Here is a 13,895-nt window from a genome sequence, read left to right on the forward strand (position 1 = left end):
CTACTTCTAGGCGGCGGGCGCATCAGTATTGCGTTAGCCCGCAACGGCTACTGCACGATGTCAGGCAAGCAAGACTCAACGAAATTGACAGGACACGGGATGTTCGCAGCGCTGGAAGCCTCAAGGGAGGCTCGCGCTGGACAGACCGGGTTCAGGGAGAATGACAGTGTCACACCAGTCAACGATGATCGCGGAAAACATCGAAGCCTATCTCAAGGAACACGAGCAGAAAGATCTGCTGCGTTTCATCACCTGCGGCAGCGTGGATGACGGCAAGTCGACCCTGATCGGTCGTCTGCTTCATGACTCCAAGATGATCTACGAAGATCAGCTGGCCGCCATCACCCGTGATTCCAAGAAGAGCGGCACCACCGGCAAGGTGGATCTGGCGCTGCTGGTCGATGGTCTGCAGTCAGAGCGTGAGCAGGGCATCACCATCGATGTCGCCTACCGCTACTTCTCCACCGACAAGCGCAAGTTCATTATCGCTGATACGCCGGGGCACGAGCAGTACACCCGCAACATGGCCACCGGTGCCTCCACCGCGAGCCTGGCGATCATCCTGATCGATGCGCGCTACGGCGTGCAGACCCAGACCCGTCGTCACAGCTACATCTGCTCGCTGCTGGGCATCCAGCATCTGGTGGTCGCGGTCAACAAGATGGATATCGTCGACTATTCCCAGGAACGCTTCGACGAGATCGTCGCGGACTACCAGGAGTTCGCCAAGGACCTCGAGGTGCCGGATATCCGCTTCGTGCCGCTGTCCGCACTGGAAGGCGATAACGTCGTCTCTCTCAGCGCCAATACCCCGTGGTATGACGATGCTGCCTACGAAGCGCGTCCGCTGATGGACATCCTCGAGACCGTCGATGTCACCGAGGACAGCAACCTGACCGACCTGCGCTTCCCGGTGCAGTACGTCAATCGTCCGAACCTCAACTTCCGTGGTTACTGCGGCACCCTGGCCGCCGGCACTGTCTCACCGGGTCAGCAGATCAAGGTACTGCCGTCCGGCAAGACCTCCACGGTCGAGCGTATCGTCACCTTCGACGGCGATCTCGACATCGCCTGGCCGGGCCAGGCTGTCACGCTGACACTGACCGATGAGATCGACATCTCGCGCGGCGACATGATCGTGGCGGTGGATTCCGACATGGAGCCCTGCACCGCCTTCACCGCGGACGTGGTGTGGATGCACGAGAACCCGCTGGTGGTCGGCAAGGAATACGAGCTCAAGCTCGGTACCTCCAGCGTCATCGGCCGCGTCGGGCGCATCATTCACCAGACCGACGTCAACACCATGGCGCGCAATGAAGCGGAGAACATCCCGCTCAATGGCATCGCCCGCGTGCAGGTCGAGCTGACCCAGCCGCTGGCCATGGACAGCTACCAGCGTTCGCCACATACCGGCAGCTTCGTGTTCATTGATCGCCTGTCCAACATCACCATCGGTGCGGGCATGGTCAAGGAGACCCTGAGTGCCAGCAACATCGTGTGGCACGACATGGCGGTCACCAAGCAGCGCCGCGCCGAACGCAACAAGCAGAAGCCCTGCATCATCTGGTTCACCGGCCTGTCCGGCGCCGGCAAGTCCACTGCCGCCAACGCGCTGGAGCGTCAGCTGTTCGCCATGGGCTACAACACCTACCTGCTGGATGGCGACAACGTGCGTCACGGCCTGTGTGGGGATCTCGGCTTCAGCGAGGACGATCGCGCCGAGAACATCCGTCGTGTCGGCGAAGTCGCCAAGCTGATGGTCGATGCCGGCATGATCACTCTGGTCAGCTTCATCTCGCCGTTCCAGGCGGATCGCCAGACCGTGCGCGACATGGTCGGCACTGACGAGTTCATCGAAGTCTTCGTCAACACGCCGATCAGCGTCTGTGAAGAGCGGGATCCCAAGGGTCTGTACCGCAAGGCGCGCGCCGGCGAGATCAGTGACTTCACCGGTATCAGCTCCCCGTACGAAGCCCCGGAGAAGCCGGAAATCGAGATCAACACCGGTGAGCTGACGCTGGAGCAGACCGCTCTCACGCTGGTCAGTCAGCTCAAGCACTACAACGTCATCGGCTGATGCATTCACGCCGATCAGCCCTCGCCGCAAGGCGGGGGCGTCTGCCGTTTCAGGACTTCCTCATGATTCAATCCCGATTTACACCCCGTCTGCCGAGCGCCATGCGACTCGTGGCGGTCACAGGTCTCGCACTGACCATCGCCGGTTGCGCGACGTCCTATCCCGCCTCCACCGGCGCTGGCAGCACCAACTTGGCCAATCTCACCGGCGCTGCATCACTGCCGGCGGATGTCTCGTCATTTCTCGACAGCTCTGCCCCCGGCAGCGTGATCGCCGTGCCCACCAGCCCCTGGGGCAGCGATGTCGAAGTGGTCGCCCATGAGCGCTACTTCGCCGCCAGTGGGCGTATCTGTCGTGAGCTGACGGTCTCCAATGCGCGTGACCTGCCGAGCAAGGAGCTGGCCTGTCGTACCAGCAACGAGGGCAAGGCCGGCGAGGGCACCTGGGTGACCCAGCGGCTGGTGACCGGCCTGCTGGAAGAGGCGCGCTGACGCGCTTGCGGCAACTTCTCGCTGACAGGCCCGCACCGCGACACGGCATGAACCGACGACAACAGGGAACAGGCTGGCGTGACCGGCACTGACATTCCTGATCAACACTGCACCATTTCTTGCACTACGAGGGGCCTAGCCCGATGACAATTTCCAGATTCTTGCTCCGGGCCGGGTGCCTGGTGGCGGTAGCGTGCCTGAACGCCAGCCCTGCCATGGCAGCCGGCCTGGGCGGTGGTTCCATCCTGTCCAGCGACGACCAGGCCTCCAGCATTCCGCAGAAGACGGACAGTGTGGAAGACAAGGCGCGCGCCGACTGGCGCAGTGGCACCTACGGCCCGCTGACCTCACGTGAGCAGACCGACCCCGACTCTCTGCCGCCGTTCGGCGAAAACCTCTTTACCGGTGGTTTCCGCGGCATGATGGCCGATGGCCTCAACAGCAGCTACACCATCAAGCCAGGTGACCAGATTACCCTGCGCGTGTGGGGTGGCGTGGAGATGGAGTCTGTTCTGCCGGTGGATGCGCAGGGCAACATCTTCCTGCCGGGTATCGGCCCGGTGAGAGTGCAGGGCACCACCAATGCCCAGCTGGACGGCAAGGTGCGTGCTGCCATCCAGGAGGTGTATCCGGAGAATGTCAGCGTCTATACCAACCTGCAGGGCGTACAGCCGGTGGGGGTCTTCGTCACCGGTTACGTCAAGAATCCGGGCCGTTATGCCGGTACCCCGAATGACTCCATGCTGTATTTCCTGGATCAGGCCGGCGGTATCGACCAGGCACTGGGTAGCTATCGCAAGATCAAGATCAAGCGCAACGGCCGCGTCATCAACACGGTCGATCTCTACGACTTCCTGATCAAAGGCGAGATCGCCCGCCCGCAGTTCCGCGATGGCGATACCGTCGTCGTCGAGGAGCGTGGCCCGGCCATCAGCGTGGTGGGAGATGTCGAGCGTGACTATCGCTATGAACTCACCGACTCGCGCCTGAGCGGGGAAGACGTGCTGAACCTGGCGCGCCTCAAGTCCGGTGTCTCGCACGTGCTGCTGCGCGGCTCGCGCTCCGATGGCCCCATCTCCCGCTATCTGCCGGTGGCGGAATTCCGTGGCGCTGACGTGCGTGCCGGGGATGAAGTGCTGTTCAGTGCCGACCAGCGGGACGAGACCATCGTCGTGCAGCTGGAAGGCAGCTTCTATGGCCCGTCACGCTATGCACTGCCGCGCGATGCCCACTTGGGCGAACTGCTCAATGCCGTCGGGGTGCCGAAAGGACTGACCGACTACCAGAGCGTTTCCATCCGCCGTGAAAGCGTCAAGGAACAGCAGGCGCAGGCACTGCAGGATAGCCTCAAGCGTCTTCAGGCCACCTATCTTGGCGCGTCTTCCTCGACCACCGAAGAATCCGAGCTTCGTGTCCAGGAAGCCGCGATGATCGAGAAATTCGTCGAGCAGGCCAAGAAGGAAGAGCCGACCGGGCGTCTGGTCGTCGCACGTGACGATGGCAACATCGCCGACGTGCGTCTGCAGGACGGCGATGTCATCACCATTCCGGAAGTCAGCGATTCCCTGCTGATCAGCGGCGAAGTCGTGGTGCCTCAGGCCGTGGTCTACACCCAGGGCATGACGGTGATGGACTACATCAACAGTGCTGGTGGCTTCACCCAGCACGCGGATGAAGACCAGATCCTGGTGGTGCGTCAGAACGGCGCCGTACGCCGTGCCGAGGAAGTCGAGCTGCGCTCGGGTGACCAGATTCTGGTACTACCGGAACCGCCGACCAAGAATCTGCAGCTGGCCACCAGCATCACGCAGATTCTCTATCAGGTCGCCGTCGCCACCAAAGTCGCGATAGACCTCTGATCATGGCCAGTGACATGAACGGTGACATGACCCCACCATCGAATCACTCGACAGGTGACAACAAGAGCGGGCCCAAGGCCCGCTCCGCCTGGGCCGTGACGCGCAGTGTCTGGTTCGCCATGTTCATCCGTGAAGCTATCGGGCGCACCATGGCAGATCGCATGGGCTGGTTCTGGATGATCGCGGAGCCGATCGCACTGATCGGCATCATGGTGTTCATTCGCTCATTCGCTCGGGGCGACATGTTAATTACCAATGCAGAATTCATTCCGTGGCTTATCGCGGGATTGATGGGCTTCCACCTCGTCAGGGAAGGGATGATGCGAGGGATGGGGGCCGTGAATGCCAACCAGGCGCTGTTTACCTATCGGCAGGTACAGACATCAGACCCGGTCATCGTGCGCAATTTTCTGGAAGGCATGCTCAGGACCTTCGTCTTCCTGCTCTTCATCGCCGGGGGCTTGCTACTGGGAATACCGCTTGCCCCAGATGATGCGCTGTTCGCGCTATTCAGCTGGTTCTCACTGTGGGGCCTGGGCTTGGGGTTGGGGCTGACACTTTCAGTACTCGCCACACTGGTGGAGGAAGTGGAGAGGGTCGTCAAGATCATCAGCCTGCCATTGTTGATCATTTCGGGTGTCATTTTCCCCATCAATCATCTGCCGCATTGGCTGCTGGAATACTTGATGTGGAACCCGATCCCTCATGGCTTGGAGTTGCTTCGCCTTGGATTCTTCGAGGGATATCACGTGGTAAAGGGAACGAGTCTTCTCTACCTATGGTTCTTCATCTTGTGCTTGAATGCGCTGGGTCTGATGTTACATATCCGTTTTTCTCATAAACTCAAGGCGAAGTAATCCATGAAAGCCTTTATGACTCGTCAGCCCCATTGGGCCTTGGCACTGATCGCCATCGTGTTGGTGACCTTGTACTGGAGCCTATGGGCATCGGACCGTTATGTGTCCACTGCGACGGTAGTGCTGGAAAGCCCACAGATCGCCACGACGGACTTCAGTGTCTCATCTCTGCTGACTGGGGGGAGTACTGACAAGGACCTGCTGCTGCTGCGTGAATACCTGCTATCCACGGACATGCTGAAGCTGGCTGATGAAAAGCTGGGCTTCAGGGAGCACTACAGCCAGCATGGTGACCTGTTCTCGTCACTGATGGATCAGGATGCTCCGATCGAAGAACTGCATGATTATTATCTTCGTCGCGTCAACATTGAAATGGATGAATACGCGGGCGTATTGGATATCGAAGTGCAGGCGTATACCCCCGAATTTGCTCACAAGATGACGGAGTTGCTGCTCTCGGCTGGCGAAGCTCACATGAACGAGATGGGGCGTCGACTGGCAGAAGAGCAGGTCACGTTCCTAGAAAAACAGTTGGGACGACTGGAAGGTCGCCTGGATGACGCTAGAGAAGCCCTGCTGACATTCCAGAACAAGGAAGGCCTGGTCTCGCCGACAAGCACAGTGGAAAGCATCAACCAGGTAGTGGCGACATTGGAGGGGCAGTTGGCAACGTTGCAGGCCCAGCGCAAGGCGTTGGGAAGCTATCAGAGCAATCGCGCCTCCGACATGCGCCGCGTTCAGGCGGAAATAGAAGCGATGCGAGAGCAGATCACCAAGCAGCGCGATCGCCTGGCACAGGCAACGGGTGGCTCACTCAACAGCATTTCGTCTCAGTATGAAACGCTGGAACTCAAGGCCAAGTTCGCTCAGGAGACATATTCCAGTGCGCTTGCAGCGCTCGAGAACACACGTCTCGAAGCGGCTCGCAAGTTGAAGCAGGTCAGTGTGCTGCAAAGCCCTCTGATGCCAGAATATTCGACACAGCCTGAACGCCTTTACAACATCACGGTCTTTGCACTGATTACCATCTTCCTGGCTTTCATCGCCAGCATGTTGATGTTGATCATCAAAGAACATCGGGATTGAGTCATGATAGAGATCAAAAATCTCTACAAGCGCTATCACAACCATCATGGTAGCGATTGGGTGCTGCGAGATATCAATCTCACGATTCCGTCCGGTGTGAGCGTTGGCCTCATCGGTGCCAATGGGGCTGGCAAATCAACCTTGCTAAGACTGATTGCCGGAATGGACACTCCGGAACGTGGCGAAGTCATTCGCCATAGTCGAGTCTCCTGGCCCATCGGCCTGTCCGGTGGGATGCAAGGCAGCATGACCGGTCGGCAGAATGTCAAATTCGTGGCGCGCGCCCAGGGGCGTGGCACGGATGTGGCTAAAATCGTCGATTTCGTGGAAGACTTCGCGGAAATCGGCAAGGCATTCGATGAGCCCGTCAAGACATACTCCTCCGGGATGCGCTCCCGTCTCTCCTTCGGGCTGTCCTTCGCGTTCGACTTTGATGTCTACATCTCGGATGAGGCTACCGCCGTAGGGGACAGGGCCTTCAAGGCCAAGGCACAGGAGTTGTTTCAGCGTCGGGTCGGTCAGGCCTCGTTGATCATGGTCTCTCATGGTGAGGGGATGCTGCGTGAACTCTGTCAAGCGGGAATCTATATCCACCAAGGTGAGGCCATCTGGTATGACGACATCAACGACGCCATCCTTGCCTACCATCTTGACTCAGACAAGCATAGCTTGGTTCCAGACTCAAGCGTGGATATTTCGCTGGATGGGGTGGACCCTGCCACATTGACGGCAGAGAAACTGGCTAGCTTGCAAAATGCTGTTCAACAGAAGCAGCCTAAATTGGGAGGATTATGGCAGGTGATTCGCCAAGCCAAGGACGCAGGTTGGTCACAATACGAAATCAAGGTTCTTAATCAACTTCACCGACACTGGAAAGGGGAATTGGAGGTACTGAAAACAGTCGTGGATGCTAGCCCACAAGTACAGAGAAAACAGGTAAAGCAGCAGGTTACCCAGATAACTAAACAGCTAGAAGCGATTCAGTTAGGCAAGCAGCAAGTTGAGTCTGGCAGGGTGCCATTGGCGAGAGAAGATTCAGAAGTTTTCGACAAGGCATTGCGGATGATGCGTGAGCAGAAGGCGCAACTTGAAGCTAGATTGAATACTTTGGATGGACTGGACTGATATCTATTTGAAAGTGGAGTATTTCGCTGCTGATTATATTGATTAGATGACAATATCCTGAGAGTATCTTGCGCTGTGTATCACCTTACAACGTGAATCTTCTGTTCTATCTGTCCTATCTGTTCTGCGAGTCTCACTATGTGTTCAGCAAGTCTCAATAACGTCAGTGCTACTATCATCATCCCCATTCGCGCCCTGGAAGTAGAGCAGCGCGAGATACATAGACTGAAAAGACTGCTGATTACTATACCCAGTGGTTTTGAAGTCGTGGTGGTGGATGATGGAAGTCCGTTTTCCGTCAAGCGCTACCTCAAGCAGCTGGTGTCTAGCGGTTCGCATTTTTCGGCGAAGATTACGTTGGTATCGCTGCAGACGCAATGGCGACGTTTTTCTCTGGCGCGGGCCCGAAACCGGGGTGTCAAAGCGGCCAAGGCTCCCGTTGTCATCTTTCATGATGTGGATTTCATCGGCTGCCCTTCAGTGTATGAGCGTATCCAACAGCATATCCTTCAGACACGGTTGGCTGAAAAGCCGCAGAACTTTTTTTGCATTCCGGTTGCCTTTCTGACAGAAGAGGGCAGCGATGAATTCATGCAGGCCTTCGAAAGAGGGCAAGAAGCATGGTGCTTCAAGGAGTGTCATAAGCGTCTGTCGGGGAAACTGCAATTTCTGGTGCAAGGAAGTTCCGCCATCGTCTCGCAGCGCGAGGACCTGCTTGCCATCGGAGGACATGATGAATCCTTCAAGGGACATGGAGCAGAGGACTTCGAACTGCTGCATCGGTTGGGGCAGCGTTATCCGATAGCGCCCTTGCCGCCGGAATATCTGCGAAATATGGGGAGCGGAGATATTACTGAGTATCGGGGTTTTCGTGCGTATTTTTCCCTGTATGGCGAGCAAAGCCGTTTGGCAGGTACCACCCTGGTACACCTCTGGCACCCCAAACGTGAATCCAAGGGCTACTACCGGCATAAAGAGAATTTTGCGCGATTGCAGAAAATCATGCAGAAGAACCAATGACTGATAGCTCATGCAATATTAGGGAAGCCATGTTATCGAGGAAGAGCCACCCTCAGCACCGTGGCAATACTCAGACGCTTGTCGCCACTCAGGAGGAGAATGATGAGTGAAGATGCAGAAGTGACGATCAGTTATCTGATTCTTTGTCATGACAGTCCAGATCGAATTGTTCGGCTGGTCACCAGGATATTATCGGATGATGAGACTGGACAGGTTATCATTCATTTTGATAAAAATTCGTCATGTGCCAAATTCAATGAATTGAAGGCAAGGCTTCATAGTAACTCGAGAGTCCATATATTAGAGAATCGAGTCAGATGTGGTTGGGGACAGTGGAGTTTGATTGATGCCTCAATGCGATTGCTTAAATTTTCTGATTTTCTAGGCGCATTTACTCATTGTTACTTGCTAAGTGAATTCTGTTTCCCTACTCAAAATTTAAATTTCTTAAAAGAATTTTTAAGCATTGATCCCAGCATTGACTATATTGAGTGCCAAGATAGTAGCTGGATAAAAAATGGTATTCGCGAGGATAGAATAATTTATAGACACTTTTTAAATAAAAAAGAATTCCCCAAATTGCATCGTTGGTCGTATCTTATTCAAAAAAACTTAGGTTTAAAAAAGCATATACCTAGTGATGTTGAGGTGAAGTTTGGAAGCCAGTGGTGGTGTATTACCAGACAAACAACAAAATATATATTGTCTAATTATACTAAGTATAAGCACATATTTAAATATTCTTGGATACCAGATGAGAGTTTTTTTCAGACATTAATATGTGATCTGCAAAACACAAATAGGAATGTGGTTAATCGTACTCTTACTAAGTATGAGTTTGATGTAAATGGCAAGCCAGTAAATATTCATTTCCCACATATTTACGTTTCCGATTATTTCTTCTGTAGAAAATATAGTAATGATTATTATAAAGATTGAGATGTATTTGCATAGTATTATAAAGTATTTTACAGGTTTCTATGTATTTGTAAAATGATGCAAATATGTTTTCCATTTCTCCTCAAGTAATCAAGTAATTTAAGCGTTAAAATATTTATCGACATATAGTTCCTATAAGTAAATGCTATATAACATTGGATTATCATTACTAATGTATCCGCTATCTTAACGCGTATAAATATAAAACATATTGTCAATGCTATTATTTTATGGTATTAAGTAATAGTAAATTGTTAATATTCTTGGTTTAAGCAATATGATTGGGTTTTAAATATAGATTATTTTTTAAATTTAGAAGCTTTGCCTACAGCATCAAAAAAATCATTGCTATTTTCTCGAGGTATAGGAAAGGTTTACAATTAAAGCCTTTTCAATAGGCATAAATAATATCATAATAACCAAAAACTATGTAAATGTAAATTAAAGGTTTATTATATATTGTTTGTCAAGGTAGTAAGCGCTGCTGCAGTATGTATTATAAACCCTATAAGTATTATTTATTGAATAGATAATATACTGATGTACTAATCTGTATTAAAGTCCATCTGCAATAACTCACTTAAGTGTGCAGTCACACGTTAAACGAGGTCAATAATGAAGGCTTACTCACGGTACATAAACGATTCTCATATAGAAGTTAAGGTCCAAGGTGTGCCTAAGTCTATTTGGTTTAAAGCAATCGATAATAAGTTTAAATTAAGTAGTACAAGCTTAGGTAACTTGCTATTGTTGACAGCGTTTCCTATAGCTATGAAAAAAGGACTAGATTTAGAAATTGAAGAGAAATGCTGTCCAGTATTAGTTAATAATTTAAACCTGGTAGGTAGTCTTTGGCATCAATGGAGACCTGATAAGTTCGTAAAAAAAAGCAAAGTGATATGTAAGCCTAATAATATACCCTCATATCCGACTCAACCGGCAGGTTGTAGTAAAGCTATTATGGCTTTCAGTGGAGGGATTGATTCTACATATGCTCTTGCTAGCAGGATAAATAATGGTAATTTTCCAAGTGTGAAATCCTGTATTATGATCAATGGCTTTGGTTACAATTTAGAAGATAATTCTTTTTATGATGAGCAGTTTGAAAAGAATAAAATATTGTTAGATAGCTTCAGCGTGGGATTAAAGCAAGTTTCTACAAACTATAAAAAGGTTGTAGCTTGGTACCCATTCTTTCATGCTATGGGTATTGCAGCAATAATGAATTTATATAGTGAAGAGTACAAAGTCGGTGTTATTGGCTTAGACTATACTATTAAAGAAGAGAAAGTATTGGGAGCATGGGGTAATCTTACGATTCTAAACTTGCTATACTCGTCAAAAGAATTAATTATCGAACCTGTAGGTAGTGATAGAAACAGAATTGAAAAGATAGGCTATCTAGCGGATATGAATCTTTTGAATAATATTACGGTTTGTAACTTTATCGAGGAGACAGGTAGCAATTGTGGTAATTGCGAAAAATGCATTAGAACAATGTTAATGTTCGAAGCGAATAATTTATCTCATGAATCTATATTTAAAGAAGAGTTAAATGTAGAAAAGGTTAAAGATATTAAAATAGTAAAAAATACTCAATACATATTTTATAAGTCGTTAGCAGTTAGCCCATCTTTAAAACAAGTATATCGTCAATTAATTAATGTAAAGATTTCTAATTTTAAGCAAAAAGAAAATGAGGGTACAATATGAAAAACTTTGTAATTCTAGGTTTTGCACGCACTGGCTCATATCGCTTAGCTGAGCTGCTTGATTTTCAGGATAACTTGGTATGTCATGGTGAAATATTTAAGAAAAATGCTATTGAGGCTAGAATAAATTCAGGGTTATATAATAAAAAACATTCATTGTCTTTTAGAGATGAGCAGCCTATAAATTTTTTAAAGGATATGTATAGGCTAGAAGGTAAAAGCTATGCCGGCTTTAAAATATTTCCCAATCACAATAGTAGGGTATATGATTATGTTTTGAAAGATTCTAATATTAACAAAATATTTTTATGTAGAAACCCCGTACAGTCGTATATATCTCAGTTATCTGCTTTACAAAGTAAGCAGTGGGTTTTAAAAGATGAGTCTAAACGTAAAAATACCAAAAATTTAGATTTTAATATTAGTGGATTTGCTAAACATTTCTCTGTAAGAGCAACAACTTATTTGCGTGTTTGTATTGAGGCTAGTAAATACCCTAGTAACTACTTCTTCATTGATTACAATGATACGCTTGATGGTAAAAAATTGGAGGAACTGGGTAAATTTCTAGGTCTAGAAAATTGGAAAGAGGAGAAATCAACACATAAAAAAATACTAGGTAGTAATTATAGTGAGATAGTAAGCAATTGGGATGAAGTTAAAATATTTATGAATAAATACAATGTTGATGAGGATATGAGTTTTTATGAATTTTATTCAAATTTTAATAAAGCGGTGGTTAAATGAGTTTGCCTAATTTTTTTTGTATAGGTGCTCAAAAAGCTGGTACTACTTGGCTTGATAAGCAATTACGTATGCATCCTGAGGTTTGGCTTCCTCCTATGAAGGAAGTACATTATTTTGATTATGTCCACAGACCTGAATTTCGTAAATGGATTAGTTGGCACCTTCGCGCAACAACAAGACGTGAACTGAACAAGCTTATCGAAAAGCCAGGTAAATTAAATTGGAAAGGCGTAAATTATTTATCCAATATAATGACAAGAGAAAAATTTACAGACTCGTGGTATGAATACATCTTTAGTGAGGCTGAATCAGGTAAAGTCACTGGAGAGATTACTCCAGAATATAGTACATTGAATAAAAGCGCAATTAGACATATTGAAAAGCTTTGTCAAGAACCTAAATATATATATATCATACGTGATCCTGTCAAAAGAACATGGTCTCAGTTAAAAATGAATATGGTTCGGAATGGTGATTATTCTAAAGCAGTCAAAAATAACAAAGTAGTTGATCTTGATCTTTTCTATAACAATGTCCGACATGAATCTATACTAGATAGAGGCAATTACTCTAAATATGTACCAAATTGGGATCAATTTTCCGGTAGGGTGAAATATATTCCCTTTGGTGATATTAAAGAGCGCCCCAAAGACCTTTTAAAAGAAGTATGTGATTTCATTGATGTATCTACAGAGGTAGACTTTTCTTCTGCTTCTACTCAGGTACATAAAGGGTCAGGTATGAAGATCCCTCAGTCGGTTCATGACATGCTAAGCGAAATGCTTGCAGAGCAGACGACTTTTATAACTGAAAGATTTGGTAAAAATTTTTATTCTAAAATATAGGGTTAATCATGAAGAATGTCGTCCTTATCGGTGGTGCTGGTGCTCCTAACTATGGTGATGAGTTAATAGTTAAGGGATGGATCGATTACTTTGATAATATTAAAATCGATGCTAATATCACTTTTTATGAAAATATTGCTAACAATGAAGTAAAGCTCCATAAGAATGATAATGAATATAGTTTTAAAGACGATTTAGTCAAAGTTGCAAAAAGTTTTACGAATATCGGCTTTTGGGAGCAAGTAATTCGTGGTTATAGATTTATAGATAATGGAGGGTTGGAAAAATACTCACAGTATGATCTATCTCCTATGCTGGAAGCTGATATTATCCAGCTGCATGGAGGTGGATACTTAAATAATTATGACCCCGAAAAAGGTTTTTTCATAGGCTTGCTTGCATCGATTAAAGAGAAATATGATGCGAAAATCTATGCTACCGGTATAGGTTTTGGGCCTGTAAGCCCTCCTTCTGATGATAAGTTGGAACTTGTTGATAAGATATTTTCTCTTTTTAATTTCTTTGAGCTAAGAGATGTTGATAATTTCAGAGCTTTGAAAAAGATAGCTCCAAGTGGTAGCTTTATTAATGGTATAGATGATTGTTATCTCTTCAAAATTAATGATTTAGTTGATTCGACCAGTCGTTCTAAAACTCTGTATCTATCCTTCTTGTCCTATAATATAAAAAAAATCGATTCTCATTACTGGCATTCTCTATCTAAGTTTTCCAAGAAGTTTGATAAAGTAGTATTTATAGAAAGCTATCCTTGGCAAGACGATGAAGTTTTTATATTCCTTAAGGAAAGATTGCCAACTATTTCTAAGCTAAAAATAGCAGATAGCCTGCATAAGAAAATCCCTATTAGTTTTGACGACTTTGTGATCTGTTCTCGCTTCCATGTGCACTACATCTTATCCCGCGCCGGCGTAAAAGGTTATTATTCTAAAGATAGTAAATATTATAATGTAAAGCACCAGTCGATTCTAGACAGGGGATCTGAGTTGTCTTTTACAGATTTTACTGATTTGGCTGATGCATCAAAGCTAGGTTCCAATTCTATGCTACGTGATTTGGATAGCGTGTATCACCAGTTTAAACTAAATCTATGTAATCGTATTTATTTATAGAGGATTC

The 13,895-nt window shown here is 48.0% G+C and carries 12 protein-coding genes; all 12 read left to right on the forward strand.

Annotated elements, in window-relative coordinates:
* Positions 1 to 166: 166 nt before the first annotated feature.
* The 12 genes from cysN (at position 167) to PJK54_RS10795 (ending at position 13,888) form a co-directional block, all read left to right on the forward strand.
* On the forward strand, positions 167 to 2,077 hold the full coding sequence (cysN, locus tag PJK54_RS10740; RefSeq protein ID WP_271302786.1) for a sulfate adenylyltransferase subunit CysN: 1,911 nt from the start codon (positions 167 to 169) through the stop codon (positions 2,075 to 2,077).
* A 62-nt stretch (positions 2,078 to 2,139) separates the two neighbouring features.
* Entirely contained in the window at positions 2,140 to 2,568 is a 429-nt protein-coding gene (locus PJK54_RS10745; protein WP_271302787.1) for a DVU3141 family protein, read from the forward strand.
* Between the two features lie 143 nt (positions 2,569 to 2,711).
* Positions 2,712 to 4,427, forward strand: a complete 1,716-nt coding sequence (locus PJK54_RS10750; protein WP_271302788.1) for a polysaccharide biosynthesis/export family protein — start codon at positions 2,712 to 2,714, stop codon at positions 4,425 to 4,427.
* 2 nt (positions 4,428 to 4,429) lie between these two features.
* A complete protein-coding gene (locus PJK54_RS10755) occupies positions 4,430 to 5,284 on the forward strand; it encodes an ABC transporter permease (protein ID WP_442870677.1) in 855 nt (284 codons plus the stop codon).
* A gap of 3 nt (positions 5,285 to 5,287) precedes the next feature.
* The gene (locus tag PJK54_RS10760; protein ID WP_271302789.1) at positions 5,288 to 6,370 is read left to right on the forward strand and encodes a chain-length determining protein; all 1,083 of its coding nucleotides are present in this window, start codon (positions 5,288 to 5,290) and stop codon (positions 6,368 to 6,370) included.
* A 3-nt stretch (positions 6,371 to 6,373) separates the two neighbouring features.
* Positions 6,374 to 7,495 carry an ABC transporter ATP-binding protein gene (locus tag PJK54_RS10765; RefSeq protein ID WP_271302790.1) on the forward strand — a complete coding sequence of 374 codons (1,122 nt, stop codon included), beginning with the start codon at positions 6,374 to 6,376 and terminating at the stop codon, positions 7,493 to 7,495.
* Between the two features lie 138 nt (positions 7,496 to 7,633).
* The gene (locus PJK54_RS10770; RefSeq protein WP_271302791.1) at positions 7,634 to 8,515 is read left to right on the forward strand and encodes a glycosyltransferase; all 882 of its coding nucleotides are present in this window, start codon (positions 7,634 to 7,636) and stop codon (positions 8,513 to 8,515) included.
* A 102-nt stretch (positions 8,516 to 8,617) separates the two neighbouring features.
* Positions 8,618 to 9,454 (forward strand): beta-1,6-N-acetylglucosaminyltransferase, encoded by an 837-nt coding sequence (locus PJK54_RS10775; RefSeq protein WP_271302792.1) that lies wholly within the window; start codon positions 8,618 to 8,620, stop codon positions 9,452 to 9,454.
* 615 nt (positions 9,455 to 10,069) lie between these two features.
* Entirely contained in the window at positions 10,070 to 11,167 is a 1,098-nt protein-coding gene (locus PJK54_RS10780; RefSeq protein ID WP_271302793.1) for a hypothetical protein, read from the forward strand.
* Positions 11,164 to 11,913: a sulfotransferase domain-containing protein gene (locus PJK54_RS10785; RefSeq protein WP_271302794.1), complete on the forward strand. Its 750-nt coding sequence runs from the start codon at positions 11,164 to 11,166 to the stop codon at positions 11,911 to 11,913. Before PJK54_RS10780 ends, PJK54_RS10785 begins: the two co-directional genes overlap by 4 nt.
* The gene (locus tag PJK54_RS10790; protein ID WP_271302795.1) at positions 11,910 to 12,758 is read left to right on the forward strand and encodes a sulfotransferase; all 849 of its coding nucleotides are present in this window, start codon (positions 11,910 to 11,912) and stop codon (positions 12,756 to 12,758) included. The genes PJK54_RS10785 and PJK54_RS10790 overlap by 4 nt, the downstream gene beginning before the upstream one ends.
* Positions 12,759 to 12,766: 8 nt before the next feature.
* The gene (locus tag PJK54_RS10795; protein WP_271302796.1) at positions 12,767 to 13,888 is read left to right on the forward strand and encodes a polysaccharide pyruvyl transferase family protein; all 1,122 of its coding nucleotides are present in this window, start codon (positions 12,767 to 12,769) and stop codon (positions 13,886 to 13,888) included.
* Positions 13,889 to 13,895 lie beyond the last annotated feature (7 nt).

It is taken from the genome of Cobetia sp. MMG027, from assembly GCF_027947415.1.
GTDB classification, from domain to species: domain Bacteria; phylum Pseudomonadota; class Gammaproteobacteria; order Pseudomonadales; family Halomonadaceae; genus Cobetia; species Cobetia marina.

Bases quoted from the DNA above. Each gene is read 5' to 3' on its own strand.
- PJK54_RS10770 (WP_271302791.1), top strand. From the start codon at position 7,634: ATGTGTTCAGCAAGTCTCAATAACGTCAGTGCTACTATCATCATCCCC.
- PJK54_RS10795 (WP_271302796.1), top strand. From the start codon at position 12,767: ATGAAGAATGTCGTCCTTATCGGTGGTGCTGGTGCTCCTAACTATGGT.
- PJK54_RS10745 (WP_271302787.1), top strand. From the start codon at position 2,140: ATGATTCAATCCCGATTTACACCCCGTCTGCCGAGCGCCATGCGACTC.
- PJK54_RS10780 (WP_271302793.1), top strand. From the start codon at position 10,070: ATGAAGGCTTACTCACGGTACATAAACGATTCTCATATAGAAGTTAAG.
- PJK54_RS10755 (WP_442870677.1), top strand. From the start codon at position 4,430: ATGGCCAGTGACATGAACGGTGACATGACCCCACCATCGAATCACTCG.
- PJK54_RS10790 (WP_271302795.1), top strand. From the start codon at position 11,910: ATGAGTTTGCCTAATTTTTTTTGTATAGGTGCTCAAAAAGCTGGTACT.
- PJK54_RS10765 (WP_271302790.1), top strand. From the start codon at position 6,374: ATGATAGAGATCAAAAATCTCTACAAGCGCTATCACAACCATCATGGT.
- PJK54_RS10785 (WP_271302794.1), top strand. From the start codon at position 11,164: ATGAAAAACTTTGTAATTCTAGGTTTTGCACGCACTGGCTCATATCGC.
- PJK54_RS10760 (WP_271302789.1), top strand. From the start codon at position 5,288: ATGAAAGCCTTTATGACTCGTCAGCCCCATTGGGCCTTGGCACTGATC.
- PJK54_RS10775 (WP_271302792.1), top strand. From the start codon at position 8,618: ATGAGTGAAGATGCAGAAGTGACGATCAGTTATCTGATTCTTTGTCAT.
- PJK54_RS10750 (WP_271302788.1), top strand. From the start codon at position 2,712: ATGACAATTTCCAGATTCTTGCTCCGGGCCGGGTGCCTGGTGGCGGTA.